This window comes from Pseudomonas profundi, from assembly GCF_008638305.1.
Classification (GTDB): domain Bacteria; phylum Pseudomonadota; class Gammaproteobacteria; order Pseudomonadales; family Pseudomonadaceae; genus Halopseudomonas; species Halopseudomonas profundi.
In genome coordinates this window covers 45596-71675 of sequence record NZ_VTPZ01000013.1, presented here as the reverse complement: position 1 = coordinate 71675, position 26080 = coordinate 45596, and the positions used below count along the sequence as shown (strand labels likewise).

Here is a 26080-nt window from a genome sequence, read left to right as displayed (position 1 = left end):
ATGTTTGAAAATCTTACCGAACGCCTTTCCCATAGTCTGCGCGGCGTTACCGGCCGGGCCAAGCTGACCGAAGAGAACATCAAGGACACGCTGCGCGAAGTGCGCATGGCATTGCTTGAAGCCGACGTGGCGCTGCCCGTGGTGAAGAGTTTTGTTGATCAGGTGCGGGAACGTGCGGTTGGGCAGGAGGTTTCGCGCAGCCTGTCGCCCGGTCAGGTGTTCGTCAAGATCATCAAGACCGAGCTGGAAGCGGTCATGGGAGAGTCCGAGGGTCTTAATCTCAATGTTGCGCCCCCAGCGATCATCCTCATGGCCGGTTTGCAGGGTGCAGGTAAAACCACCTCGGTTGCCAAGCTGGGCAAAACCCTGCGCGAACGCCAGAAGAAAAAGGTGATGGTGGTCAGTGCTGATGTGTATCGCCCGGCGGCGATCAAGCAGCTCGAGACACTGGCGGCCGAAGTCGATATCAATTTCTTCCCGTCGGATATCAGTCAGCGTCCGGTGGCCATTGTCGAAGCGGCTATACGTGAAGCGCGAAACCGCTTCATGGACGTCCTGATTATCGACACCGCCGGCCGTCTGGCGATCGACGCCGACATGATGGACGAGATCCGCGAAGTGCATGCGGCGGCGAAACCGGCCGAAACCCTGTTTGTGGTCGACGCCATGACCGGTCAGGATGCGGCTGCCACCGCGCAGGCCTTTAACGAGGCGCTGCCGCTGACCGGTGTGATTCTCACCAAGGTCGACGGGGATGCCCGTGGCGGCGCCGCATTGTCGGTACGTCACATCACCGGCAAACCGATCAAATTCCTGGGTGTCGGGGAAAAAACCGACGCGCTCGAAGTGTTCCATCCGGATCGTATCGCCTCGCGTATTCTCGGTATGGGCGATGTGCTCAGTCTGATCGAGCAGGCCGAAAGCAAACTGGACAAGGACAAGGCAGAGAAGCTTGCCAAGAAGCTCAAGAAGGGCAAGGGCTTCGACCTGGAAGACTTCCGTGACCAGCTGCAGCAGATGCGTGGTATGGGTGGGCTGGGGTCGCTGATGGACAAACTGCCGATGATGGGCAAGATCAATCCGTCGCAGATGGAAACGGCCCAGACCCAGGCTGAAAAACAGTTCAAGCAGATGGAGGCCATCATAAACTCGATGACCCCCGCTGAGCGGCGCAACCCTGATATAATCAGCGGTTCGCGCAAGCGCCGGATTGCCGCCGGTTCCGGTTCCCAGATTCAGGATATCGGACGCGTCATCAAGCAGCACAAGCAGATGCAGAAGATGATGAAGAAAGTCAGCGGCAAGGGCGGTATGGCCAAGCTGATGCGCGGCATGGGTGGAATGGGCGGCGCAGGCGGTGGCGGCGGCATGTTGCCCCCCGGTGGCGGAATGCCCAAGTTCTGATCAGACCTGTCGCTGAATCGGCGCCAGGCAAATAACTGTTTTCAATGGCCGCGTTATTCCGTAGAATACGCGACCTTTCGGGCTATAGGCTCGTTGAAATATTGTAGCGTTACTCAAATACAGGAAACGATGTCCACATGGTAACCATTCGTCTAGCTCGTGGTGGCTCCAAGAAGCGCCCCTTCTATCATCTGACCGTCGCTAACAGCCGCAACGCCCGTGATGGCCGTTTCGTGGAGCGTGTAGGTTTCTTCAACCCGGTTGCTGCCGGTGCTGAAACCCGCCTGTCGGTCAACCAGGAGCGCGTAGCTTACTGGCTGAGCCAGGGTGCACAGCCGTCTGAGCGTGTTGCATCACTGCTGAAGGAAAATCAGGCTTCCGCCTGAGTATGACCAGCGTGCCTGAGTCCGCTGAATCGCCTCTGGTGGTTCTCGGCAAGATTGTCGGGGCTCATGGAATTCGCGGGGCGGTCAAGGTGTATTCGCATACCGACCCGCTGGATAACATTCTGGACTATCCGCGATGGACGCTCCGCAAGGGCGCCGATAAGCGGACAGTAACCTTCACCGATGCCCGGCTTCAGGGGCGGGTGCTGGTAGTGCAGCTCAAAGGGCTGGACAACCGCAACCAGGCGCTTGATCTGACGGACTTCGAGATATGTGTAGTGCAGAGCGCATTGCCTGATCTCGACGAAGGTGAGTTTTACTGGCATCAGTTGGAAGGTTTGCAGGTAGTGAACCTTGAAGGTCAGTTGCTTGGTCGCGTAGACCATCTACTGGAAACCGGCTCCAACGACGTGTTTGTAGTCAAGCCCTGCGAAGGCAGTCTGGACCAGCGTGAGCGGCTATTGCCCTATCTGCCGGACCAGTACGTGAAAGACATCAATCTGAGCACAGGCATTGTGCAGGTTGATTGGGATCCGGAGTTCTGACCGGTGTGGGCCGGTGTAGTTACCCTGTTTCCCGAGATGTTTGCAGCGCTTACCGATTACGGCGTAACCGGTCGTGCGGTAAAGCGTGGCCAGCTGAGCGTTGCGTTCAGCAATCCCCGTGATCACGCCCATGATCGTCATCGAACAGTCGATGACCGGCCATTTGGTGGTGGACCGGGAATGCTGATGAAGGTGGAACCACTGCTCGACGCCATCGAGGCTATCCGGCAGCAGGCCCCAACGCCGCCACGGGTGATCTACCTGTCACCCCAGGGGCAGCCGCTCAGCCAGGAGCGCGCCGCCGAGCTGGCGCAGCTGGAAAGCGTAGTGCTGCTCTGCGGGCGCTACGAAGGCATTGACGAGCGGATCATTGAGCGCTGTGTCGATGAAGAAGTGTCCATCGGCGATTACGTTCTGTCCGGTGGTGAGCTGGGAGCCATGGTGCTCCTGGATGCAATGACCCGGCTGATTCCCGGTGTGCTCGGGCATGCGGATTCAGCGGTAGAAGATTCGTTTTCGGAAGGGTGGCTGGATTGTCCACACTACACTCGGCCGGAAGAGTTTGCAGGGCAGCGCGTACCGGAGGTGCTGCTCAGTGGTAATCACGCGTTGATCCGGCGCTGGCGACTCAAGCAGTCCCTGGGCAGAACCTGGCAACGCCGGCCAGAGTTGCTCGAGGATCTTATGCTGAGCAAAGAACAGCAACAGCTGTTGGCGGAATTTATCCGCGAGCAGGAAACCGATAACCATTAGCAAGTCCGGCGGCTTGTGCAGGAGTTTGTGATGTCTAATATTATTGCCCAGATCGAAGCTGAACAGATGACCAAAGAGATCCCCGCGTTCGCGCCGGGTGACACCGTTATTGTTCAGGTAAAAGTAAAGGAAGGTGATCGTCAGCGCCTGCAGGCCTTTGAAGGCGTGGTTATCGGTAAGCGTAGCCGTGGGCTGAACTCTGCCTTCACAGTGCGCAAGATTTCCAACGGTTTCGGTGTGGAGCGTACTTTCCAGACCTACTCGCCGTTGATCGACAGCATCAACGTCAAACGTCGCGGTGACGTGCGCAAGGCCAAGCTGTACTACCTGCGTGCCCTGTCCGGCAAGGCCGCACGTATCAAGGAAAAGCTGGGCTGATTTCAGTCCTGCAGCACAAAAAGCAGCCTTCGGGCTGCTTTTTTGTTGCCTGATGGTTTTATGATGGACAGCCACCAAGATGAGATAAGCATGTCCGCCAGTATTAATCGGGGTCGCCCGGCGAAACACGTATCTGGTGCCGGGGCGGCAGCCTCGCCTGAAGCTGCGCTGGCCACAGCTGATGTGCGTGCCATCGAGCGCTATATTGAAAGCCTGTGGCTGGAGCGCGGGCTTTCGCGTCAGACCCTGGCCGCCTATCGCACCGATCTGGAGTTGTTGGGCGGCTGGTTGAATCAGCGCCGCTCGGGCCTCCTGGCAGCCACACGAACAATGCTGATGGAGCATCTTGCCTGGCGCATCGGTAAGGGCTATCACGCCCGCTCCACTGCTCGGCATTTGTCCTGCATCCGCGGCTTTTACCGCCACGCGCTGCGCCAGAGTCTGATCACTGAAGATCCTACGCTGGACATCGCACTGCCCAAGCTGGGGCGTTCGCTGCCCAAGTCGCTCAGCGAGGCGGATGTCGAAGCGCTACTGGATGCACCGGATGTCGACGACACCCTGGGGCTGCGCGATCGCTGCATGCTCGAGGTGCTGTACGCATGTGGTCTGCGGGTTACCGAGCTGGTTGAGCTGCGCCTGGATCAGGTCAATATCCGCCAGGGTGTCGTGCGGGTAACAGGCAAGGGTAACAAGGAGCGCCTGGTCCCACTCGGTGAGGAAGCCTTGAGCTGGCTTGATCGTTACATGCGGGAGTCCCGTCCGGCTTTGCTCAATGGTCAGCCCAGTGATGTTTTGTTTCCCAGCAAGCAGGCGCGGCAGATGACCCGGCAGACGTTCTGGCACCGAATCAAGCTGCACGCCGTGCAGGCGAATATTCGCGGTGGGTTGTCGCCGCATACCCTGCGGCATGCGTTTGCCACCCATTTGCTCAACCACGGCGCTGACCTGCGTGTGGTACAAATGCTTCTTGGACATACCGATCTGTCTACCACGCAGATCTACACTCACGTCGCACGCCATCGCCTGAAGGATCTGCACGCCAGCCATCATCCACGTGGGTGAGGGGGCGGTTTCATGCTAAGCTTGCGCGTCTTCCGGAGGATCGAACCAATGCGTTTCAGATATGTTGCCGGCTGTCTGCTGGCCCTGTGCGCTGCGCAGGTCTCGGCTGATGCCGAAAAAGTCATCCGTGCCAGCCTCGACAAACTCAACCTGAGTGGCGACATCAAGGCGGTAAGTCCCGCACCTGTTGACGGTCTGTACCAGGTTCAGCTTGAAAGCGGTCGTCTGTTGTATGCCAGCGAAGATGGCAGCCACATCATTCAGGGTGCGATATTCGATGTCAGCGGTGCGCAGCCGCGCAACCTGACCGCCGAGGCGGAAGCCAAGGGCATCGGTGAAGCCATTGATGCGATCCCGAAAAACGAACTGGTGATCTTTCCCGCCGAAGAGCGGAAGGCTCATATCACCGTGTTCACGGATACCGATTGCGGCTATTGCCGCAAGCTGCACGCCGAAGTAGACGAGTTGAACAAGCTGGGTATCGAAGTCCGCTACGCGGCTTTCCCCCGCGGCGGCATGTCGACCGAGACAGCACGCACCATGCAGTCGATCTGGTGCGCGGAGGATCAACAGGCTGCGATGACCCGCGCCAAGCAGGGCGACAGCGTGAAGGAAGCGACCTGCGATAACCCGGTCGCCAAGCATTTTGAGCTGGGTCGTCAGGTTGGGGTACAGGGTACCCCCGCGATTTTCCTCGGTAATGGCGTGCTGATTCCTGGCTACAAGCCGGCTGCAGCACTGGCCAAGGAAGCCCTCGCCAACCAATAGGGTTGGCAGTTCGATCCGGACATACCTGGATGGTTCTCAATTCAGATAAACAACACAGCGGATAAGTAGGGGCCTTAGTTTGAAACCGGTCAAAGTTGGAATATGTGGTCTGGGCACCGTTGGCGGTGGCACCTTTAACGTCCTGCAACGCAACGCAGCGGAAATCGTGCGGCGCGCCGGGCGTGACATCGAGGTGGCACAGATTGCCACGCGGCGACTCAACCCGGCGTGCAGCCTCGGCGACACCGAGGTGGTCGACGATGTGTTCACGCTGGTCAACAATCCTGACATCGACATTATCGTCGAGCTGATCGGTGGCAATGACGTCGCCAGGCAAGTAGTCCTGCAGGCCATTGCCAACGGCAAGCACGTCGTCACCGCCAACAAGGCCCTGATTGCGGTGCATGGCAACGAGATCTTCGAGGCTGCACGGGAGAAGGGGGTCATGGTCGCCTTTGAAGCGTCCGTGGCAGGCGGTATCCCGATCATCAAGGCGCTGCGTGAAGGCCTGGCGGCCAACCGCATTGACTGGGTTGCCGGAATCATCAACGGCACCGGCAACTTCATTCTCACCGAGATGCGCGACAAGGGCCGTGCCTTCGCCGATGTACTGGCTGAAGCGCAGGCGCTTGGCTATGCAGAAGCTGATCCGACCTTTGACGTGGAAGGTATCGATGCGGCGCACAAGCTGACCATCATCGCCTCCATCGCCTTTGGCATTCCGCTGCAGTTCGACAAGGCCTACACCGAAGGCATTACCCAGCTGACGACGGCTGACGTGAACTATGCCGAGGAATTTGGTTATCGCATCAAGCATCTCGGTATTGCCCGACGCACCGAGTCCGGCGTTGAGCTGCGGGTACATCCCACACTGATTCCAGCCGATCGCCTGCTGGCCAACGTCAAAGGTGTGATGAACGCGGTCATGGTCAACGGTGACGCGGTTGGCTCCACGCTGTACTACGGGGCCGGGGCAGGTGCGGAACCTACCGCTTCGGCAGTCGTTGCGGACATCATTGATGTGGTGCGAACGCTGACCACGGATCCGAACAATCGGGTTCCGCATCTGGCGTTCCAGGCCGACTCGCTGTCTGATTTCCCGGTATTGCCGGTAGGGGATGTGAACACCGCCTACTATCTGCGTCTGCATGCCAAGGACCGTCCCGGTGTGCTGGCCAAAGTCGCTTCAATCCTGTCCGAGCGCGGCATCAATATCGAATCGATTATCCAGAAGGAAGCGGAGGAGCAGGATGGTCTGGTTCCGATCATTCTGATGACGCACCGGGTGCGTGAACAGAGCATGAACGAGGCCATCGCCGCTCTGGAAGCGCTGGATGATATCGCGGCGCCGCTGATGCGGATCCGTGTAGAACAACTGAATTAAAAAAGCTGGAGGCTGGAGGCTGGAGGCTGGAAGCATACGACTTCAAGCTTCGGGCTTGTGGCTTCAGGCAAAAACCTGAAGGGTTTTACGATGCGCTATATAAGCACCCGCGGGCAGTCACCGGCCCTGAATTTCGAAGATGTACTGCTTGCAGGTCTGGCCACTGATGGTGGCCTGTATGTGCCCGAGAATCTGCCGCGTTTTACCCAGGAAGAGATCGCCTCCTGGGCCGGGCTGCCTTATCACGAGCTGGCATTCAATGTGATGCGGCCCTTCGTTGCGGGCAGCATTCCTGATGCCGATTTCCGCGAAATCCTGCGCGAGACCTACGCCGTGTTCGAGCACCAGGCGGTCGCACCACTGCGTCAACTGGCCGCTAACGAATGGGTCATGGAGCTGTTCCACGGCCCGACTCTGGCGTTCAAGGATTTCGCCCTGCAGTTGCTCGGCCGTCTGCTGGACTACTTCCTGGTCAAGCGCGGCGAGCGCGTGGTGATCATGGGGGCGACCTCGGGTGATACAGGCTCTGCAGCAATTGAAGGTTGCCGCCGTTGCGAGAACGTCGATATTTTCATCCTGCATCCGAATAACCGGGTGTCGGAAGTGCAGCGCCGGCAGATGACTACCATTGCCGGGGACAACATTCACAACATTGCCATCGAAGGCAACTTCGATGATTGCCAGGAGATGGTCAAGGCCAGCTTCGCCGATCAGGCATTTCTCAAGGGTACGCGGCTGGTTGCAGTCAACTCGATCAACTGGGCGCGCATCATGGCGCAGATCGTCTACTACTTCCACGCAGCCCTGCAGCTCGGTGGGCCAGCGCGGTCGATGGCATTCTCCGTGCCCACCGGCAACTTCGGTGACATTTTCGCCGGTTACCTGGCGCGTAATATGGGTCTGCCGATCAGTCAGCTGATCGTGGCGACCAACCGTAACGATATCCTGCATCGCTTCATGAGCGGCAACCAGTACGACAAGGACGCGCTGCATCCGTCGCTGTCGCCATCGATGGATATCATGGTCTCGTCCAATTTCGAGCGCCTGCTGTTCGACATGCACGGACGCAACGGTCCGCAGGTAGCCAAGCTGATGGATCAGTTCCGCCAGACGGGCAAACTTTCAGTGGAAGAAGAACGCTGGACCGAAACCCGCCGCCTGTTTGACTCGCTCGCTGTGGATGACCAGCAAACCTGCGCCACCATCACCGAGGTCTACAAGGAATGTGGCGAGCTGCTGGATCCGCATACGGCGATTGGCGTGCGTGCCGCCCGTGAGTGCCGCCGCTCCATGAGCCTGCCGATGATCACGCTGGGCACTGCGCATCCGGTCAAGTTTCCCGATGCGGTGCGTCAGTCTTCGATCGCTGAAGAGCCGACGCTGCCTGCGCATCTGGCGGACCTGTTCGAGCGCGAAGAACGCTACAGCGTACTGCCGAACCACCTGGTTGACGTTCAACAGTTCGTTGCTGCACATGGCAACCGGGGCAAACCGCTCTAGGTCTGGCGGCCGCGCCGAAAACGATAGCTGCTGCTATTGCCCTGCGGCCCGGAGCGATCCGGGCCGCAGTCGTTTCTGAACGAACTAACGCAGCCGAATGTCTCTCCAAGCTTTGAGCTTCAGCAAGGATGACCTCCACGGTATGCGTCGACCCCTGCGAAACCTTCAACAGCTACTGGATCATCTCGCCAGGCTTAACCGGGGCCGCGACGAGGTCTCGCTGCGGCTGGTGGTGGAGTCCATCGGTACGCGTTCCTTCGGACCACTGTTGATGCTGGCCGGTATCATTCTGGCGTCCCCGCTCAGCGGAATCCCCGGCATGGCCACGACCATGGCTATATTCATCCTGCTCATTGCCGTGCAGATGCTGTTCGGGCGCAAACAGTTCTGGCTGCCAGCCTGGCTTCTCAATCGCTCGGTCAAACATGACCATCTGATCAAGGCAATATCCTGGGTGCGCCCGGTTGCGCGGCGCGTCGACTCTGTACTACGTCCGCGGTGGACGGTGCTGGTAACCAATGGCGCCGCTTACGCCATTGCCTTGATCTGTGTGGTGATCGGTTTTGGACTGCCAATGATGGAGATTGTGCCGTTTTCCGCCTCGGTGGTGGGGCTGGCATTGGCCGCCTTTGGTTTGTCGCTGGTCGTCAACGACGGGCTGCTGGTGATCCTCGCTGTGACATTGGTATGCGCAACTTTTAGTGTCGCTGTTGTCAACATACTGTGAACTGACCCGGCAAATAACAAAAGGAGACGGCCCAGCGCATGCTCTGGTTTCTCGTGCCACATCTGATTGGTTTGTTGTTCTGGGCTGCCTCGCTGCTGTATCTCCCCGCCTTGATTGCCGGAAGTCTGGTCCGGGAAAACGCGTTCCGCGAGCCCGCTGATCCCTTCGATTCGATCGCACGCATGGTATTTACGCGTATTGCTACCCCGGCGGCGTTGTTTGCAATCATTGCCGGGACGCTGGTTTTCCTGATTGATCATACGGTGGATATCTGGCTGATCGCCAAGTTGACGCTGGTGGCAGGGCTGGTGCTCTCACACGCAGCGACCGGTTTGTTGATCCTGCGTGCCGAGTCGGGCAACGGCAAGCCGACCCTTCCATGGTGCTGGGCCCTCGGCCTCGTTCAATGCCTGTTGATGATCGGAATCGTCTGGCTGGTGCTGGCCAAGCCGCCGTTGCAGGTTATGCCATGAGCAGGCGCGTGTCAGGGATCAACACCCAGCCGCTCGGCGCGTTCTCTGATCTTCTCGTGAGACACGCCGACGGCATGGTCATAAACCAGCTGTCCGCCGAGGAAACTGGTCAGGGAAATCATCACGCCGCTCAGCAGCGACAGATAGATCCCCCACGGAAACAGCGCGCTGGCCGGTTCGTCGAGGCGTATCAACCAATTGAGCGTGGCGAGCGACAGCATCATCACCGCCAGTATGCCGTGGCACCAGGCGGTGATCAGGCGGCGGATCTGGCTGACGATCACCAGGTCGAGCAGCCCGATGGTGCCCGATACCCATCCGCCCAGGGTGCCAATACCGACCAGCCAGAGGCTAGCACGCGCCCAGAAGTGATCCTGCGTAAGCACATAGGCGACATCGGTACCGATAACACCGAGCAGCGCTGCCACCGGAAAGTGAATCAGCATCGGATGGATGGGGTGACCATGAATGGCGAGTTTGCTGGCAATGGAAGCGGAATTCATCGTGATCCTCGTGGTTTCGGAGAAGTCATCGCCGGTTTCCGTTCCGGGTCGTTCTTCAGAAGGTTAGCAGGCGCAGGGCTGCTTGGCATGTGCCTGCTTGTCACCGGTTGCGGCGGGCCGTTCTCCGCACTGGATCCGGCCGGGCCGTCCGCCACCGCCGCGTCCTGGCTGTGGTGGGGAATGTTCGGCTATTTCACGCTGGTGATGCTGGTGGTGTTTGCCCTGTGGTTCTATGCCATGCACCGGGATCCAGGCGATGTAGACCAGCAGCAGTCCCAACGGTTGCAGAACCGTTGGGTCATCTGGGGCGGGCTGGTTCTTCCGGGGGTCAGCCTAACAGTGGTGCTGGCGTTCGGATTGCCAATAGGGCGGGCCATGTTGCCGCTGCCACTGGAGCACGGTGAACCCCTACGACTTAACGTTATGGCGCAGCAGTGGCGCTGGGACGTGAGCTATCCCGACAGCAATATTGTGCTGGAGGACCGGCTGGTGATTCCTGCCGGTGAGCCGGTCGACGTACACCTGAACAGCGCAGACGTGATCCATTCCTTCTGGGTGCCGCGTCTGGCCGGGAAGCTGGATGTCATCCCGGGCCGTACCAATGTCATTCGTATTCAGGCGGACCAACCCGGGACGTACCGTGGTCATTGCGCCGAATTTTGCGGGGCAGGCCACGCGCATATGCATTTTGTGGTCGAGGCCCTCGAACCAGAGGCATTTCAAACCTGGCTGATGCAGGAGCAGGCCGATGAGTGAACTCAGAAACACAGGCAACCGAGGGCGGCTGGAACAGTTTGATCGGGTATGGGGGAATCTGCCCGGCTGGGGCCAGCTGTCCGCGGTCAACCATACGTCTGTGGGGCTGCGTTTCGTTGTCACCGGCATGGTGTTTTTCCTGATTGGCGGCATTCTGGCCATGTTGCTGCGCACCCAGCTGGCGCTGCCGGAACAGGACATTCTCAGTTCCAACGCTTACAACCAGATTTTCAGCATGCACGGTACGGTGATGATGTTTCTGTTCGCCATTCCGGTGCTGGAAGGCGCAGCGATGTACCTGATTCCGAAGATGATTGGGACCCGTGACCTGGTATTCCCGCGTCTCAGCGCACTGGGGTATTACTGTTATCTGTTCGGCGGGATCATCATCGTCTCGAGTCTGTTCCTGAACATGGCCCCCGACGCCGGGTGGTTTATGTACACGCCCCTGAGTGGCTCTTTCTATTCCCCGGGGCTGGGTCCGGATTTCTGGCTGCTGGGCATTACCTTTGTAGAAATCTCGGCAATGTCCGCCGGGGTCGAGCTGGTCGTCTCGATCCTGCGCACCCGGGCCAACGGCATGTCGCTGCGCAAGATGCCGATCTTCTGCTGGTACATTCTGGCGATGGCCTTGATGATCGTCTTTGGTTTTCCGCCGCTGATTCTCGGCAGCATCCTGCTTGAGCTCGAGCGCGCCGCAGGCATGGTATTCTTCGAAGTGGCAGGCGGTGGTGATCCACTGTTGTGGCAGCATCTGTTCTGGCTGTTCGGGCACCCAGAGGTGTACATCATCTTTCTGCCGGGTGCGGGAATAGTCTCGACACTGATTCCGGTATTTGCCCAGCGCCCGCTGCTCGGTTATCGCTGGATAGTGCTGGCGATCATTCTGATGGGCTTCATCAGTTTCGGCCTTTGGGTCCACCACATGTTTACCGTGGGCATTCCCTCGCTGGCGTTGGCGTTCTTCTCGATGGCAAGCATGCTGGTGGCAATACCCACCGCTATCCAGTTCTTCGCCTGGATCGCCACACTATGGACCGGGCGGGTGGTGTTTCACCTGCCCATGCTGTGGATTCTCGGCTTTCTGATCATCTTCGTCGCTGGCGGTCTGACGGGCGTTATGCTGGCGCTGGTGCCGTTTGACTGGCAGGTGCACGACACGCACTTTGTGGTCGCGCACATGCACTACGTACTGGTCGGCGGCATGCTGTTTCCGCTGATTGCCGGGTTCTATTACTGGTTACCCCATGTGTCCGGGCGCATGCCCTCGGACACGCTGGGTCGCTGGGGCTTCTGGCTTACGTTTATCGGCTTTAATGTCACCTTTCTGATCATGCATCTGACCGGCCTGTTTGGCATGCCACGCCGCGTCTATACCTATGAGGCGGGATTGGGCTGGGATCTGTTCAACCTGATTTCGTCGATCGGCGGTTTCATCATGGCCATCGGTATCGCTGCGGTTATCGTCGACGTGTTGCTGCATTTCCGCTTTGGCAGGCCGGCGCGGCAGAACCCGTGGAACGCCGACTCGCTTGAATGGGCGGTTGAAATGCCGGTCAGTCCGTACAACTTTGCCAGTCTGCCCAACGTGCCGACCCGGCATCCCCTGTTCGAGGATCCGGCGCTCCCGCAGGATATTGCCGATGGTAAATTCGGCCTGGCAGATGTCAGCCATGGCCGGCGCGAGATATACGGCTCGCAAGCCGGCACCGGCAAGGTCATGCAGGTCATACATTTGCCCACGAACTCATGGCTACCGCTGCAAAGCGGGGCGATCATTGCTGTGGTCTGTCTGGGCCTGCTGACCAAAAGTTACTGGGTGGCGCTTGTAGCGGCGGTATTTGCGGTGCTCTCCCTGTTGCGTTGGAGCTGGCATAACGGTGCCCATGCCAGCAGCGCGCCGCTGACCGCCGATGAACGCACCGATCCACCGCTGCATTCGCGAACCTTCAACAGCCCGGGGTTATGGGGCATGAACGTGGCGATGATGGGCAATGGGACGCTCTACGCGTCACTCCTGTTCGGCTGGTTTTATCTGTGGACCGCCGCGCCGCAATGGCAGGCACCGCAGGAGGGTCCGCTTGCGTTATGGCCGTTACTGCTCAGTGGGGCGCTGCTGACGGTCGCTGCGCTGGTGTTTCGCTATGCAGTAGGTCGATTGCGCGCAGGAAACGCCAAGGGCATGCAGGGCCTGTTCTGGATTTCGTCTGTCATCGGCCTGGCACACTTTGCGCTACTGTTGTGGGTGCTGCTCAGTGCGCCCCTGCAAGCGACCGAGCTTGCGCATGATTCGGTACTGACTGTCATGCTCATGTATCTGCTGATTCACAGTGGTCTGTCGACTGTCGTTACGGCGATGCAGGCTATGCGAGTCCAGTTCGGCTATGTCAGTGTGCGCGTACCTTACGAGCCTTTCGTGGTGTGGCCACTGTGGGTCTATACGCTGGCGATCTTCTGGCTGGCTGTCGCGGCTTTCGTCTGGCTGCCTATGGGGTGGGGAGGTAGCTGATGTTTTCGATTTCACATCCGATACAGCTGGTCATGGGGCTGATCATCTGGTCAGGCTGGTTTGCTGTGCTGTATGGGCTGCAGGGAATAGGCTGCAATGTCGCACCGCCCGCTGCGGAGCTCGGCCCCTGGACATGGATTAACGCGCTGCTGCTGGGCTTGGGGGCGTGCGTCACGTTGTTGCTGCTCATTGCCGCTTATCGATGCTGGAAAGCCGGGCCGGATACCAGCGCCACCGAGGACTCGCATCGGAAATTCATCGCCCGTATCAGCGGCGGCATTTATCTGTTATCCGCCGTCGCTGCTGCAGCGGTAACGTTACCGGTGGTGATCTACCCGCCTTGTGTGTAAAGGCGGGGTGCATTGCGGCGCCGCACGTCACTCTTCCTGATCGCGTGAGCGTGCTTCTTCGATTGTCTCGCGGGCTTGCTCTTTCTCCTCGGCGTCCGCTGTCGGCTTTTCGTGCTCATGCGCTTCGTCCGGCGTGTAGCAGAGCGTTGCCATGATGGGGAAATGATCAGAGCCAAACTTTTTCAGTCGCTTGATTGCGCACAGTTTGAAGTGCCGGGTAACGAATATATGGTCGAGCGGCCAGCGTAGCAGCACGTGCCAGGCATTGTAGGTATTGAACATGCCACGGCCACAGCGCAGATCCAGCATCCCGCTCACGCGGCTGAACGTGCGGGTGGTACGGGACCAGGCGACATCATTCAGATCGCCAATCAATAATGCGGGCTCGTTACGTTCATGAATATGCTTGCCGACCAGCAACAGCTCGGCGTCACGCCAGAGTGACTCCTTGCTCTCGTTGGGCGCGGGTGGGCGTGGATGCAAAGCATGAAAATTGATGGTGCTGCCATCCCTGAGTTCGACGCCACCATGAATCGACGGAATGTCGTCCTGGATCAAGCGCTTGACCTCGATATCCTGCAACAACAAGCGTGAATACAGATGCATGCCGTACAGGTTGTCCTGGGGAATGCTGACCCGGTGTGGCCAGTCAGTCAGCGCGGCGTCCAGTTGCTCACCCCACCAGCTGTCAGACTCCAGAGTCAGAATAATGTCTGGCTGATGTTCCAGAATCTGGCTGATCAGACCCTCCGCGTTGCGGTTGGGGGTCAGCACATTGGAGATGAGCAGCGTAATGCAACTGTCCTTGTCCGCATCATCGGCGCTCAATACCTGCAATTTCCACAATCGCGTCCAGGGCAGAATACGGTACAGCTGGCCTGCCAGAACCAGGCCTCCGCAGACCAGCGTCGGGATCTGCCATGGCTCTTCGCTCCAGGCTGAAAGCACGATCACCAGCAAGGCCAGGGTTGCGATCTGCAGGCGCGGAAATTCGCACGCGCGCAGCCACCAGTCGTGCAGGCGGATTTTCGCCAGCAGTGTCATGCTCAGCAATAACAGGGCCAGAACGAATAATGGCAGTGTCAGCAAAGTCTCCTCCGTAAACGCACGTTATGGATCAGGCAACGCGGGCGCATGCCCTTTTCAGGGGCAGTTGAAATTACCAATGGGCAAATCAACAAGCGCGGGCTATTCACTCCTGCCGGTGTCGTCCTGGGCATTTTCATCGGTAGCCGGATCGCCCGCAGTCGGGTCGGTCTCACTATCACCTGCGGCTTTACGTGCGAGCTTTTCCTGACGCTTTTCCTCCTGCTGTTTGCTTTTTTTCAGCGCTCGCTGACGTTTTTCAAACGAGTAATTTGGCTTGGCCATGTAGCGCTCCTGATTGTGTACCCAAACAGTGTAAAGGATGTAGCGGCCGGTTGCAGAATACGCCCGTCCGGGTGAGTCCGGAACTTCATGATGGTTCCTGGCACTAATCAGCTGCGTATTTGTGTGCGTGGTCAGGGAAGTGGCCGACGGCCTGGCGGCCGAGGACACCAGGGCTGGTCCCGTTTCATCGCAGCCCGCGATCAAACGGAAACCGACCCTAACGGCCCGTTCGGGGTCAACTGTTTAGCGCTTGAATGCTCGCAAGGAACGGCTTAATGATGATCAGGTTTCTCCTCAGGGCATTGCCCTTCGTTTTGTCTATGCCGCTTCTGGCCCAGGAACAGAATTTCGACTTCGAAACTGTTATCGGAAAAGCCAGAGAACTGGCGTTGAATCCCTATGCGGCACCCGCTCAGGTGCCGCGCTTTCTTCGCGATCTCAATTACCAGGATTATCAGGGGATTCGCTTCAAGCCAGAGAGCAGCCTCTGGCACGACGACGAGACGCCGTTCAAGGTCATGATGATCCCGCCGGGGCTGTTCTATAACCATGCGGTGCGGATCAACGTCGTGGATCAGGGAGCAGTGGATCCGGTCAACTTCGAGAAGCGGCAGTTCACCTACCCCAATCCGGATATCGAGCGGTTGGTACCCGCCGATATGGGCTACGCAGGGTTCAAGCTGACCTTTCCCTTTGAGGGGGCTGATGTCATGAACCAGTTCCTCGTTTTCGCTGGCGCCAGCTACTACCGCGCGGTGGGCAAGGAAAACAATTTTGGCCTGTCGGGTCGCGGCATAGCAGTCGACACCGGATTGCCCAGCGGCGAGGAATTTCCCTCGTTTATTGAGTTCTGGCTCGAGAAGCCCGCAGGTAACGCGGAAGCCATGACCTTTTATGGACTGCTGGATGGCGAAAGCCTCGCCGGCGCCTACAAATTTACAGTTATGCCCGGCGAACAGACTGCGCTCAAGGTCGAATCGGCACTGTTCCCCCGCAATCCGGTGGAAATGCTCGGGCTTGCGCCGCTGACCAGCATGTTCTATTACGGCGAGAATACCTTGCTGCCGCCCGGTGAGTGGCGGCCGGAAGTTCACGACTCGGATGGTTTGCTGATACACGACGGCGACAGTGATGAATGGTTGTGGCGACCGCTGCGCAATCCCCAAACCCTGAGTATTGATTACTTCGCTACGCATAATGTGCGCGGCTTTGGTCTGCTACAGCGCGATACCGATTTCACCAGCTATATGGATCTTGAGGCCCGGTATGAAACGCGACCCAGCGCCTGGATCGAACCTGAAGGTGACTGGGGCCAGGGCCATGTAGTACTGGTGCAACTGCCGACCTCAGACGAAACCAACGACAATGTGGTGGCGTTCTGGCGCACTGATGGCCAGATCAGCAAGGAGCAGTCGCTGCATTTCAACTACACCGCACGATTTGGCGGTGACCGGGTGGCGAATGAACCTCTGGGACGTGCGGTAGATTCCTATCTTGGTGATGGCATGCGCGTGGGCGGCGGGACCCAGCCAGGTTCGGTTCGGGTGATCGTGGACTTTGCTGATGGCCCGCTCGCTGATCTTGAGCCAGACGCACCGGTCGTTGGCCATGTCAGCGGTCTGGAAGGCACCGAAGTGCTCGAGCATTTTGTCGAGTATGTTGAACCGCTGCAGCGCTGGCGATTATCCGTTCTGGCGCGGCCGGTAGCGGACAAACCCCTGGCACTGCGCGCCTATCTCGGTCAGCACGAAGACACTCTCAGCGAAACGTGGAGCTACGAGCTTCCGCCTGGCAACGGCGTGCTCGGTGTGATCCAGCGCAAATAAGGAGCTTTCCATGCAGCCGATCCGGGCTGAAATTGCGCTTGCCAGGGTGCTTGCGTATTTACAATGGACTGGTGTGAACATCGATGCAGGCGTCGAGCGACAGGCCTTGCGCATTGTCGCCGAGGCGCTTGAAGCGGATGCGCCGGATTTCTTTCAGACTTGCATGGAGATGGTCAAAGAGCGCTTCGAATTATTGCCTGCCGGTGTGCCGGTGCCGGCCCCGCCGATCTGCCGCGGCAGTATCGGTTACGGCACGCACTGATGACTGCCCTCCGTTCAGAGTTACCCGAAGCCGACCGGCACCTGAGTGCGTCGCGCTGGCGCTGTGCCGCGGCGTGGCGCCGCAGCTTCCTGCTGCTGGCGGTGTTGCTGCAGACGGCCGTTGCTACCTATTTCATGCTTTCAGTGCTGCCTTATAACGGCGGCACCGCGCTGGAAATAGCCATGGCGGTGCTGTTCGCTATTCTGTTCACCTGGATTTCCATCGGCTTCTGGGTGGGGTTGATCGGCTTCTGCATTCGTCGGATGGGCGGCGATCGTCATTCACTTCTGGCACAGCAGGATCAGGCCACGCTGGCGGGCACGGCGCTCGCGCGCACGGCGATCGTCATGCCGATCTACCACGAGTCGGTCGAGCGCAGTCTGAGTGGGCTGAAATCGGTATATCGCAGCCTCGAGCGCACCGGCCAGCTGGACCATTTTGACTTCCATATCCTCTCCGACAGCCGCGATCCGGACATATGGCTAAGGGAACAGACTGCCTGGGCGGGCCTGTGCAAGGAGCTGGGTGCCGAGGGCCGGTTGTTCTACCGACGCCGGACGCTGAATCTGAACTACAAAAGCGGCAATATCGGAGACTTTCTGCGCCGTTGGGGACGTAATTATCCGTATATGGTTGTGCTCGACGCCGACAGCCTCATGGGTGGACGAACGCTGGTGCGCATGGTTCAGCTGATGCAGCGTCATCCCCGTGTGGGCATTCTGCAGACCTCTCCGGCGTTGCTCAACGGCGAATCGGTATTTGCCCGCGTACAACAATTCGGCAATCAGCTGTATGGCCCATTGTTCACCACTGGCCTGGCAGCAGTGCAGCTGGGCGAAGCTGCATTCTGGGGACATAACGCAATTCTGCGGACCCAACCCTTCATGAAACATTGCGGGTTGCGCAAGCTGCCGGGCTGGGGGCTGTTTCGCGGACCGATCATGAGTCATGACTTTGTCGAGGCCGCTTATATGGGACGGGCCGGTCTGGAGGTCTGGCTTGAGCCAGGGCTGGATCAGAGCTATGAAGAGTCGCCGCCGACCCTGGTAGAAGAGCTGACCCGTGACAGACGCTGGGCGAAAGGGAATATGCAACATCTATGGTTATTGTTGCGCGGCAAGGGCATGCGCGCCGCGCACCGCATGGCGCTAGTCAACGGCATCATGTCGTATTTTGCCTCGCCACTCTGGCTGGCATTCCTGGTGCTGACTACCGTCGAAGCAGCGCGCATGGTGCTGATGCCTATCGATTATTTTCCGGATCCGCACCAGCTCCATCCGCTCTGGCCGCAGTGGGAGCCGATACGCGCTGTCGTCCTGGTCGCCATTACCATGACGTTGCTGTTTCTGCCTAAATTCCTCGCGTTGATCGACGCGCTGTTGAGCGGGCGGGCCGAGGCGTTCGGTGGGTTCGTGCGTATGACTGCAGGCGTTTTGATGGAGATCTTTATCTCGGCCTTGCTGGCGCCAATTCGCATGCTGGCGCACTCACGGTACATCCTGGAGGCGGTGCTGAATGTCACTTTGCGCTGGGCCGGGCAGAACCGTGCGGGTGAAATTGGCTGGGGCAAGGCCATTCTCAACCAGGCGATAGGGACGTTGCTGGCGATCTCCTGGTCCTCCTTTGCCTGGTGGCTGGACCCGATGTTTTTCCTCTGGTCTCTGCCGGTCGCGCTACCACTGGTACTGGCTGCACCGATATTTGTCATCCTGGGCAAAGTGCGGGTAGGGCAAGGGCTGCGTCGTCGGAAGCTGCTGATGATTCCAGAGGAGACGCAAGGCTCGGACCTGGTCGATGGGCTTGCGGACACACGCGGGCTGGAGACGGCCAGCAGTGATTTCCCGGCTTTCTATGAAGCGGTCATTCATCCGCGAATCAATGCCCTGCAAGTCTCACTCGCCCGGGACAGGCGCCGTGGTCCACGTGCTGCCTGGCTTGAGCATCTCTGCCATGATTGTCTGGACCAGGGGCCGCGAGCGCTGGACAAGGTTGAGCAGAGTGCCCTGGCTGGCGATGCAACCTCTCTGCTCTGGTTGCATCGCCAGGCATGGCAGGCGCCAGTAGATTCGCCGTGGGGTCGCATACTCGGAATCCGCATGCAGGCGCGCCGGCGTGAAGACCAAGGGCTGCCCCCCGCGATTCTTACTGACTAGAACCTGATGCGGCATTTTCAATAAGCAGGGCTTCCGTCATATCTCGCACCGCTCGCGCAAGATTATAGGCAGGTTGCTGCACCTGCCTGAGTTGACCGCCGTAAGTTGCCCGCAGCGCAAAATTATATGAATGCTAACGTGAGATCAGAACAAACTTTTATGGACGTTGCGCTGTCCAAAATTTCAACGGGAACGGCCTAGGGGTATTCAGGCCCGACCGTTAAATAAATGGGACCGCAGATACATGCGGTTCAGCTCTTAATTTCATAAGAGGTAACCTCATGAATAACATCGTATACATCGTTGGCGCTGTGGTAATTGTCCTGGCTATCCTTTCCTTCCTTGGATTCCGTTAATCGCCTAAACGATGGCGCGTAACATAAGGCGCCTCGCAAAGCGGTCGCGTCGTGCAGGCACGGCGCCGTCCGCTTAAACGATCTTGCGTTGTCTTAATGCTTCGATCTGTCCCTGTGCATACCCGAGGTCTGACAGTACCGCATCGGTATGTTCTCCAAGGGCTGGCCCGGTCCACTCCGTCGACCCTGGGGTAGCGGACAGTTTGGGGATGATTCCCGGCATCTTGAACGGCTTGCCGTCTGGTAGTGTGCCCTGAGTAAACATTTCCCTAGCCAGGAATTGCGGATCGCTGAACATATCGGCGATTGAAAATATTCGGCTTGCAGGGACTTCCGCGCGCGCGAGTACATCCAATACCTGTTCCTGTGTCTGGCTTTCTACCCACTCATCAATTACCGCATAAAGTTCGTCACGGCGCACATCCCGCCCGGCATTGTCGGCCAGGCTGGCGTCCTCCGCCAGGTCGTTGCGCCCAATAGCATGCATAAAGCGCTTGAAGATGGCATCGCCGTTTGCGCCGATCTGAACGGCCTTGCCATCACCACAAGTATGGATAGAAGAGGGCGTGATGCCCGGCATGATGTTGCCGCTGCGTTCCCTCACGAATCCCATAACGTCATATTCCGGCACCATGCTTTCCATCATGGCGAAAACCGCTTCATATAGCGCCACGTCGACCATCTGGCCCTCGCCGCTGCCGGCGTCGCGATGACGCAGCGCCATGAGCGCGCCGATCACTCCCCATAGGGCAGCGATGGAATCCCCGATCGATATGCCGGTGCGTACCGGTGGGCGATCTTCGAAACCGGTGATATATCTCAGACCTCCCATTGATTCGCCGACTGCGCCAAACCCCGGTTGATCTTTCATCGGACCGGTCTGTCCGAAGCCTGAGAGTCGAACTATGACCAGGCCCGGATTGAGTTCGTGCAATGCTTCCCAGCCCAGTCCCCATTTTTCCAGGGTGCCAGGCCTGAAGTTCTCAATCAGTATGTCTGCGTCGGCCAGGAGTTCGCGCAAGATGCGCTGGCCTTCCGGGTGCTTGAGATCCAGCGTGAGCGACTTTTTATTGCGCGCCTGTACGAACCACCAAAGGGATGTGCCTTCATAGATTTTGCGCCATTTGCGGAGCGGGTCCCCACCATCGGGCGACTCGACCTTGATGACCTCTGCGCCAAATTCCGCGCATATTCGCGCGGCGAACGGACCTGCGATCAACGTACCGAGTTCGACTACCTTGAGGCCCTTCAGGGGTTTGTTCGCGTTCATGCCAGCTCCGGTGCGTCGAATATCGAATCATTCTAACCGGATTGCGCTGCGCTTTAGCGCGGTGGCGTGTTCGAAGTTTGTTGTGCGCGCGAATCAAACAGCTGAAAAAGTTAATCCCCCCTGACCCCCCTTTGTCAAAGGGGGGAATGGTCCGAGTTATTGTTTGTTGTTTTATTCCAGGCGATATCTTTCTGCTGCGAGCCTTCAGCCTCCAGCGATAGCTTCCAGCTTCGATCTTCTAGCCCGACGGGTATGGTCAGTGCTTCGGATTAGCGGCATTTCCGCGGTTCTGTTGGGGTGTTCCTGTGCTGACCTCGGGCGCATCTTTATCGACCAACGGCATGCTGCTCGTCTGCGGGGCGGGCTTGTTCCCCGCGTCGTCTCCGGGCGATTTACGGTCGGCTTCGGATTTGTCGATTGGATGTGTTGGTGCTTCGCGCAGGTTTTTGGTCAGGGCCCTGGCCATTTTGAGATGGTGTTCGAGTTTGCTCAGCGTGGTCTGGGCAAAATTGCTCACTTCAAAATCGTCAAGTTGAGCGCCTTGCTGGAATATGGCAACGATCTGCTCATGTGCCGCGACCTGATGGTCCGCATAAGCAACATCGAAGCTATCCGCTTCCCGCAGGCTGAGCAGCATTGAGCGAGCTCTATTGATCAGGTCTGTTTCTTCGTCCAGTTCATGGCCTTTTTCGCGGGCTAACTGTCTGAGTTCCTTGTTGATTTCAAGGTGATCCTCAATCATTTTATAGGCGAAGGATTTCACCTCGACCGAATTGGTCTTTTCCAGAGCGAGTCTCGCTGCTTCGATTTCTGAGAATCCCTTGGCTGCTGCAGTATCGATAAAGCGCGCTGGCCCAAAGCTCTTCTGCTCTGACATCTTATGATAGATAAACGCGGCGGCCCCTAAGGTAGCGGCCCCGATAGTCAATGCTCGCAAGGTATTCATGAGTTCTCCCGGTTGGAAACTTATCAGTTCCAGAATGTGGTCTTGAGGCGACCGGAAGCCGGCGTGTTATGTAGCTATTGTTCCGGCCGCCGCGATCGCTATGAGTTGCAACGGTAATTCAACTGCTCTGTCAGGATGCTTTTTTCAACGCCTGAACCAGTTCCTGCTTGCGCATCGACGAGCGGCCATGAATGTTCTTTGCCCGCGCTTTCTGCATGAGCTCTTGCTTGGTTTCAGACTCAAGCGAACGATCCTCTCGAGGCTCACCCCGCTTGGTTGCGACTGCGCGCCGCGCGGACTGGCTGGCATCCTGGTGTTTTTGTTGTGAAGATTTCTTTTTTCCGGAGCCGCCGGAGCGTTCGCCGCCACCGGACTGTTTATTGACGGTGGCCCAGGCTCGCGCCTCGGCTTCACCTTCGGAGACGCCTTTCTCTTCGTAGCTTTCTTCTATGTGCTCGGCTTTGCGCTGTTGTTTATCGGTGTATTTGTCCTTGCTTCCGCGTGGCATGGAATATCCTCCTCGCCGCCAATGACAAGTCGTTTCGATTGTGTGAGTTATGACTGGACGCGGTTTGGCGAGTTCATCACGGGGGATGAACGGTGTGGCAGGCGTGGAATTTTTGAACTTGGCCGAGCGGGTGCAGCCATACTACTAGACAGTTTTAGTTGAGGAGCGGAACGATGGAACCCTTTTTACTGGTCGGTGTAACGCTGGTGGTTATTTTGCTGGTAGATATTTGGCTGGCGGCGAATATCCTCAAGAGCGACAAGCCGAAGCAGACCCGGTACGGGTGGATTGCGCTTATTTTTCTGTTGCCCGTCATCGGCTGGATAATCTGGGCGCGGATGGGGCCCCGGGGAATGGCGAAAGCGCCGGCTTCTCCAGAGCACAGTAAGTAGCACGATTTATCTGGGCGGCCCTCAATGGGCCTGAGCCTTGGCGCGCAGTGATGTGTTGTTGCGCATAGCGCTCATGATAATCGTCGCTTCAATCTCTTCGAGGAGATGTCGGCCTAGTTGCCGCAGTGACTGAACGTCACGGTATTGATCTCGGCTGATACCCACTACAGTGAAATCTTCATCCTGATAATTGAGCTGGACGGTAAGGGTGCGATCCGCTTCAACTCTGCATTTGCTACGCACTGATCGCATGGAATTGTTCAATACGGTTTCGATGTCCGTAACGGTTAGGTGTTCAGACCTCTTCATGGCTAGCCCTGTGCTCATTGGATTGCCCCATACGCTCGATATAAGGTTGCTCGTCCCTTGTTTCAAGATCGTGGCAACAAACCGAAATGCGTCGGCAGATGGACACTGGCCGTCGGGATGCTCACCGAATATTCCGTTATTACGGAGAAGGTCCTGAAGCTGAACAGGCGGATTGAAAGGCGCCACAGATCAGCGCAAAGCTGCAGTGAGGCTGAGTCGTCAAGCGGAACCTGTCCGACTCCATTCTTCACGCATTGCTTCGCTAGTCTCGTCAGAAGTTCCTTCGCTATTTAATTTTTTTGGTCTTAGCAGTTACTTTTTTAGCAGTACCGTAACTTGTGAGCAAGCGAATTCTGAGAGTAGCTTAAGATTTGCGACGAGCAAATGCAGTATGGTCTCGCAATGGTACAAATATCGAAAATATATCCGGAATAGTTCGGGGCACGCTGAGGAATTGAGCGTTGGAATTGACTAAGTTAAGCTAAAAATAGTCAGCGTTATTATATTTTGCAATATAAAGCGGTGCGGAACAGCCAACCCGTGGACGGGGTTCTGAGGCGGGCGTTGGGTTTGGTGAGTGCGGACGCGACTGTTAAAGGTAGATCAGTCCGTACTGGTCCGTCTCTGTAGCAACAGCGCAGGTGTGATCGTCGAGGGTAGTCGCGCTATGGCGATCAGCAGCCTGAATCCTTTGGTTATAAGCCACAGGCGTGGGCGAGCGGGGTTGCGATGCGCCAGGTCTTGCTCAGAGATCGGCTCGTTTGCGGTGTCGGGATGTTCGGGGTAGTGCCGACGGGTGACGCGTAGTATTCCCCAAAGCGTTGAGCTGGCCAGCAGTAGCCAGCAGGCGATTAACAGTAATACATAACTTTCCGGGCTCATGGCCAACCTCCCTGGTTTAACACGAAAACCTGCCGGGGCTCCGTGCGTCATAAATGCCAGCTCGTATCATTACCAGCGTTAACCCTGAGTATTGGGCAGGTGCTGGGGCACAACCGCTTCGGCCGTAAATTGAACAAGCGAAGCGGTCATTCGCGATACGCTGTTGTGCTCCTTCGAGAACATGGCCACTTGATAGTTCCCGAATTATTTCTGTTTGAGACAGTCGGTCGGGTCTGCTCAGGACTGAATATGGTGTGAAGGGGTTGTTCCTTCTTCCTTGGGTTCCACCATGTGCTGAACCTGCACATCGGTCACGTTTCCGGTTCCAATGTCAGTGTTTTTATCCTTGATCAGCGGAAGCGCCTGCTCAGGCGTCAGCGTCTGGGCATCGGACTCGATTTCACAGGTCTGCGGTTGGTTGTCCAGGATGTAGCTCACGAGGAACAGGTTTTTCTTAGCCATGGGTCTCTCCATTTTTGGGGTGTGATACTCAGGTAGACCTTGGACTGACACCCATTAGTTCCGTCGCCGCCAGGAGGCAATCAAACTACTAAGCTGAGCGGTAGTCACAGCAGAAGCGGGGCGTTGGGTCGCTGCTGCTCGGCATGGAGCGATAGAGGAATGAGGAGGCAGAACAAGTGTGGGACACGATACTCGCCACCATAATCAGCGAGTTTTCCGATCTGGATGACATCGAGAGCGCAACGCGGGTGACCATGCGTTTGCTGATCGCGGCTTTTCTCGGAGGGCTGCTTGGCTACGAGCGTGAGCAGCAGGGCAAGGCGGCCGGCATCCGAACGCACATGATGGTAGGGCTCGGCGCTGCGCTATTCGTTGTAGCGTCCTTGCAGGACGGCGCCATGGATGACGCCATGAGTCGGGTCATCCAGGGTATCGTCGCCGGGGTGGGCTTCCTCGGGGCAGGGACTATCATCAAGACCGAAAGCCTTATGGACGTCAAAGGGCTCACTACCGCAGCGGGGATCTGGTTCACCGCGGCTATCGGTGTCGCGGTCGGGCTTGGGCATGAGATGACCGCGATGGTCAGTACCCTGATCGCTCTGGTTATTCTGCATCTCCTGCCATTGATGATGCGGCGCGAGGAGGAGCGCGGGCCCTGAGGGTGAATGACTCTCCGCTCATCCCCAGGCCGGAATGAAACTTTTCCCGGTACATCAAGGTCATCCGAAGACAGGCTCAACGCGAGTAACGGCAATGCCCCGATCAATCTGGAAAGGTGCAATCAGTTTCGGTCTGGTCCATATTCCTGTCGGTCTGGTCTCGGCTACTTCCTCGCAGGGAGTGGATTTTGACTGGCTGGACAAGCGCAGCATGGATCCGGTCGGCTACAAGCGCATCAACAAGACCACCGGCAAGGAAGTCACCAGCGACGATATCGTCAAGGGCGTCGAGCTGCAGAAGGGTCAGTACGTGGTCATCAGCGAGGATGAAATCCGCGCTGCGCACCCGGAGGCAACCCAGACGATAGATATCTTTTCATTCGTCGACAGTGCGCAGATTCCGCTGCCCAATTTCGAAAAGCCCTATTACCTGAGCCCGGTGAAGCGCGGCGAAAAGGTCTACGCCTTGCTGCGTGAAGCCCTGGTGGAGACCAACAAGGTCGCCCTTGCCAATGTGGTGATACGGACCAAGGCGCGCCTTGCTGCGCTGATGCCGCTTGACGGCGCTCTGATGCTGGTGATGTTGCGCTGGCCAGCCGATGTGCGTGGGCTGGAAACGCTTGAATTGACCGATGCCGTAACCGAGGCGAAGGTGACCAAGAAGGAACTGGATATGGCTACCCGGTTGATCAAGGACATGAGCAGCGACTGGCAGCCGGAGGAATACCGCGACGACTTCCAGGACAAGATCATGGAGCTGGTCGAAGAAAAGGCGGCCAAGGGCAAGATCGAGTCGGTGGAAAAAGAAGAGAGCGTCGAGCAACGTCGCAGCGCCGATGTTACCGACCTCACCGAACTGCTCAAGCGCAGCCTGGGCGGCAAACCTGGGGGCAAGGGCGGCGGCAAGGCGCCTGCGCGCAGCAGCAAGGCCAAGAGCAGCGACAAGGAAGATGAGGCGCCAAAACCTAAACGGGCCTCACGCGGCTAGATCCAGGGGCGTCCCGCGGGCACATCGCGGTGATAAGACGCCCCGCGACACCTTGGCCAGGTCCGGACAACCACCCCGAAGCAATTCATCTGCGGGCGTTCCCGTCTCCACTTCATCCGCTTATTGCCGATCCGTCCCGATTGACAGGAACCAATGTTTCCGCGGTTCTGTCCGAAGATACACGTGGTTTTCACC

29 protein-coding genes are annotated in these 26080 nt (G+C 57.9%); 20 read left to right on the top strand and 9 right to left on the bottom strand.

What is annotated here, in order from left to right; genetic code table 11:
* The 11 genes from ffh to FZE95_RS15860 all read left to right on the top strand — a co-directional run bounded on the left by ffh (position 1) and on the right by FZE95_RS15860 (position 9383).
* Positions 1–1404: a signal recognition particle protein gene (gene ffh / locus FZE95_RS15910; protein ID WP_150301862.1), complete on the top strand. Its 1404-nt coding sequence runs from the start codon at positions 1–3 to the stop codon at positions 1402–1404.
* Positions 1405–1541: 137 nt separating this feature from the next.
* Complete coding sequence (rpsP, locus tag FZE95_RS15905) at positions 1542–1790, top strand: 30S ribosomal protein S16 (RefSeq protein WP_150301861.1); 249 nt, start codon at positions 1542–1544, stop codon at positions 1788–1790.
* Positions 1791–1792: 2 nt separating this feature from the next.
* On the top strand, positions 1793–2335 hold the full coding sequence (rimM, locus tag FZE95_RS15900) for a ribosome maturation factor RimM (protein ID WP_150301860.1): 543 nt from the start codon (positions 1793–1795) through the stop codon (positions 2333–2335).
* A gap of 3 nt (positions 2336–2338) precedes the next feature.
* Positions 2339–3088 (top strand): tRNA (guanosine(37)-N1)-methyltransferase TrmD, encoded by a 750-nt coding sequence (trmD, locus tag FZE95_RS15895; RefSeq protein WP_150301859.1) that lies wholly within the window; start codon positions 2339–2341, stop codon positions 3086–3088.
* 30 nt (positions 3089–3118) lie between these two features.
* Positions 3119–3466: a 50S ribosomal protein L19 gene (rplS, locus tag FZE95_RS15890; RefSeq protein WP_371923559.1), complete on the top strand. Its 348-nt coding sequence runs from the start codon at positions 3119–3121 to the stop codon at positions 3464–3466.
* A gap of 168 nt (positions 3467–3634) precedes the next feature.
* Positions 3635–4531 carry a site-specific tyrosine recombinase XerD gene (gene xerD / locus FZE95_RS15885; RefSeq protein WP_223825097.1) on the top strand — a complete coding sequence of 299 codons (897 nt, stop codon included), beginning with the start codon at positions 3635–3637 and terminating at the stop codon, positions 4529–4531.
* A 48-nt stretch (positions 4532–4579) separates the two neighbouring features.
* Entirely contained in the window at positions 4580–5299 is a 720-nt protein-coding gene (gene dsbC / locus FZE95_RS15880) for a bifunctional protein-disulfide isomerase/oxidoreductase DsbC (RefSeq protein ID WP_150301856.1), read from the top strand.
* Positions 5300–5378: 79 nt separating this feature from the next.
* Positions 5379–6683 (top strand): homoserine dehydrogenase, encoded by a 1305-nt coding sequence (locus FZE95_RS15875; protein ID WP_150301855.1) that lies wholly within the window; start codon positions 5379–5381, stop codon positions 6681–6683.
* Positions 6684–6773: 90 nt separating this feature from the next.
* Positions 6774–8183 carry a threonine synthase gene (thrC, locus tag FZE95_RS15870; RefSeq protein ID WP_150301854.1) on the top strand — a complete coding sequence of 470 codons (1410 nt, stop codon included), beginning with the start codon at positions 6774–6776 and terminating at the stop codon, positions 8181–8183.
* A gap of 142 nt (positions 8184–8325) precedes the next feature.
* Positions 8326–8910, top strand: a complete 585-nt coding sequence (locus tag FZE95_RS15865; RefSeq protein ID WP_150301853.1) for an exopolysaccharide biosynthesis protein — start codon at positions 8326–8328, stop codon at positions 8908–8910.
* A 38-nt stretch (positions 8911–8948) separates the two neighbouring features.
* The gene (locus FZE95_RS15860) at positions 8949–9383 is read left to right on the top strand and encodes a CopD family protein (protein ID WP_150301852.1); all 435 of its coding nucleotides are present in this window, start codon (positions 8949–8951) and stop codon (positions 9381–9383) included.
* 11 nt (positions 9384–9394) lie between these two features.
* Here the strand turns inward: FZE95_RS15860 and FZE95_RS15855 are convergent, their stop codons facing one another.
* Positions 9395–9892, bottom strand: coding sequence for a DUF2231 domain-containing protein (locus FZE95_RS15855; RefSeq protein WP_371923578.1), 498 nt, complete (start codon positions 9890–9892; stop codon positions 9395–9397).
* Positions 9893–9973: 81 nt separating this feature from the next.
* Between FZE95_RS15855 and coxB the strand changes: the two genes are divergently transcribed.
* The 3 genes from coxB to FZE95_RS15840 are packed head-to-tail and all read left to right on the top strand — an operon-like array spanning position 9974 to position 13501.
* A complete protein-coding gene (gene coxB / locus FZE95_RS15850; protein ID WP_150301850.1) occupies positions 9974–10642 on the top strand; it encodes a cytochrome c oxidase subunit II in 669 nt (222 codons plus the stop codon).
* Entirely contained in the window at positions 10635–13151 is a 2517-nt protein-coding gene (ctaD, locus tag FZE95_RS15845) for a cytochrome c oxidase subunit I (protein ID WP_150301849.1), read from the top strand. The genes coxB and ctaD overlap by 8 nt, the downstream gene beginning before the upstream one ends.
* Complete coding sequence (locus FZE95_RS15840) at positions 13151–13501, top strand: hypothetical protein (protein WP_150301848.1); 351 nt, start codon at positions 13151–13153, stop codon at positions 13499–13501. The genes ctaD and FZE95_RS15840 overlap by 1 nt, the downstream gene beginning before the upstream one ends.
* Positions 13502–13528: 27 nt before the next feature.
* Here the strand turns inward: FZE95_RS15840 and FZE95_RS15835 are convergent, their stop codons facing one another.
* Together FZE95_RS15835 and FZE95_RS15830 are read right to left on the bottom strand one after the other, a co-directional pair.
* On the bottom strand, positions 13529–14590 hold the full coding sequence (locus tag FZE95_RS15835; protein ID WP_150301847.1) for an endonuclease/exonuclease/phosphatase family protein: 1062 nt from the start codon (positions 14588–14590) through the stop codon (positions 13529–13531).
* 99 nt (positions 14591–14689) lie between these two features.
* The gene (locus tag FZE95_RS15830) at positions 14690–14872 is read right to left on the bottom strand and encodes a DUF2806 domain-containing protein (protein ID WP_150301846.1); all 183 of its coding nucleotides are present in this window, start codon (positions 14870–14872) and stop codon (positions 14690–14692) included.
* 275 nt (positions 14873–15147) lie between these two features.
* Between FZE95_RS15830 and FZE95_RS15825 the strand changes: the two genes are divergently transcribed.
* From FZE95_RS15825 to mdoH, 3 genes are read left to right on the top strand one after another with little or no spacing between them, the layout of a single operon-like run.
* A complete protein-coding gene (locus FZE95_RS15825; protein WP_223825095.1) occupies positions 15148–16698 on the top strand; it encodes a glucan biosynthesis protein G in 1551 nt (516 codons plus the stop codon).
* 10 nt (positions 16699–16708) lie between these two features.
* On the top strand, positions 16709–16960 hold the full coding sequence (locus FZE95_RS15820) for a hypothetical protein (RefSeq protein WP_150301845.1): 252 nt from the start codon (positions 16709–16711) through the stop codon (positions 16958–16960).
* The gene (gene mdoH, locus FZE95_RS15815; protein ID WP_150301844.1) at positions 16960–19113 is read left to right on the top strand and encodes a glucans biosynthesis glucosyltransferase MdoH; all 2154 of its coding nucleotides are present in this window, start codon (positions 16960–16962) and stop codon (positions 19111–19113) included. The genes FZE95_RS15820 and mdoH overlap by 1 nt, the downstream gene beginning before the upstream one ends.
* A gap of 429 nt (positions 19114–19542) precedes the next feature.
* On the opposite strand, the gene FZE95_RS15810 is transcribed toward mdoH, so the two are convergent.
* The 3 genes from FZE95_RS15810 to FZE95_RS15800 all read right to left on the bottom strand — a co-directional run bounded on the left by FZE95_RS15810 (position 19543) and on the right by FZE95_RS15800 (position 22193).
* Positions 19543–20739 carry a CaiB/BaiF CoA transferase family protein gene (locus FZE95_RS15810; protein WP_150301843.1) on the bottom strand — a complete coding sequence of 399 codons (1197 nt, stop codon included), beginning with the start codon at positions 20737–20739 and terminating at the stop codon, positions 19543–19545.
* 256 nt (positions 20740–20995) lie between these two features.
* A complete protein-coding gene (locus FZE95_RS15805; protein ID WP_150301842.1) occupies positions 20996–21685 on the bottom strand; it encodes a DUF4142 domain-containing protein in 690 nt (229 codons plus the stop codon).
* Positions 21686–21815: 130 nt separating this feature from the next.
* Positions 21816–22193, bottom strand: a complete 378-nt coding sequence (locus FZE95_RS15800) for a Rho termination factor N-terminal domain-containing protein (protein WP_150301841.1) — start codon at positions 22191–22193, stop codon at positions 21816–21818.
* Positions 22194–22366: 173 nt separating this feature from the next.
* On the opposite strand from FZE95_RS15800, the gene FZE95_RS15795 reads away from it, so the two are divergent.
* Entirely contained in the window at positions 22367–22585 is a 219-nt protein-coding gene (locus FZE95_RS15795; protein WP_150301840.1) for a PLDc N-terminal domain-containing protein, read from the top strand.
* A gap of 21 nt (positions 22586–22606) precedes the next feature.
* On the opposite strand, the gene FZE95_RS15790 is transcribed toward FZE95_RS15795, so the two are convergent.
* The 3 genes from FZE95_RS15790 to FZE95_RS15780 form a co-directional block, all read right to left on the bottom strand.
* Positions 22607–22894, bottom strand: a complete 288-nt coding sequence (locus FZE95_RS15790) for a hypothetical protein (protein ID WP_150301839.1) — start codon at positions 22892–22894, stop codon at positions 22607–22609.
* Positions 22895–23497: 603 nt separating this feature from the next.
* Positions 23498–23776: a hypothetical protein gene (locus FZE95_RS15785; RefSeq protein WP_150301838.1), complete on the bottom strand. Its 279-nt coding sequence runs from the start codon at positions 23774–23776 to the stop codon at positions 23498–23500.
* Positions 23777–24013: 237 nt separating this feature from the next.
* Entirely contained in the window at positions 24014–24238 is a 225-nt protein-coding gene (locus tag FZE95_RS15780) for a hypothetical protein (RefSeq protein ID WP_150301837.1), read from the bottom strand.
* A gap of 176 nt (positions 24239–24414) precedes the next feature.
* On the opposite strand from FZE95_RS15780, the gene FZE95_RS15775 reads away from it, so the two are divergent.
* Positions 24415–24897 carry an MgtC/SapB family protein gene (locus FZE95_RS15775; RefSeq protein WP_223825094.1) on the top strand — a complete coding sequence of 161 codons (483 nt, stop codon included), beginning with the start codon at positions 24415–24417 and terminating at the stop codon, positions 24895–24897.
* A 94-nt stretch (positions 24898–24991) separates the two neighbouring features.
* Positions 24992–25885 (top strand): non-homologous end joining protein Ku, encoded by an 894-nt coding sequence (ku, locus tag FZE95_RS15770; protein ID WP_150301836.1) that lies wholly within the window; start codon positions 24992–24994, stop codon positions 25883–25885.
* Positions 25886–26080: the final 195 nt, after the last annotated feature.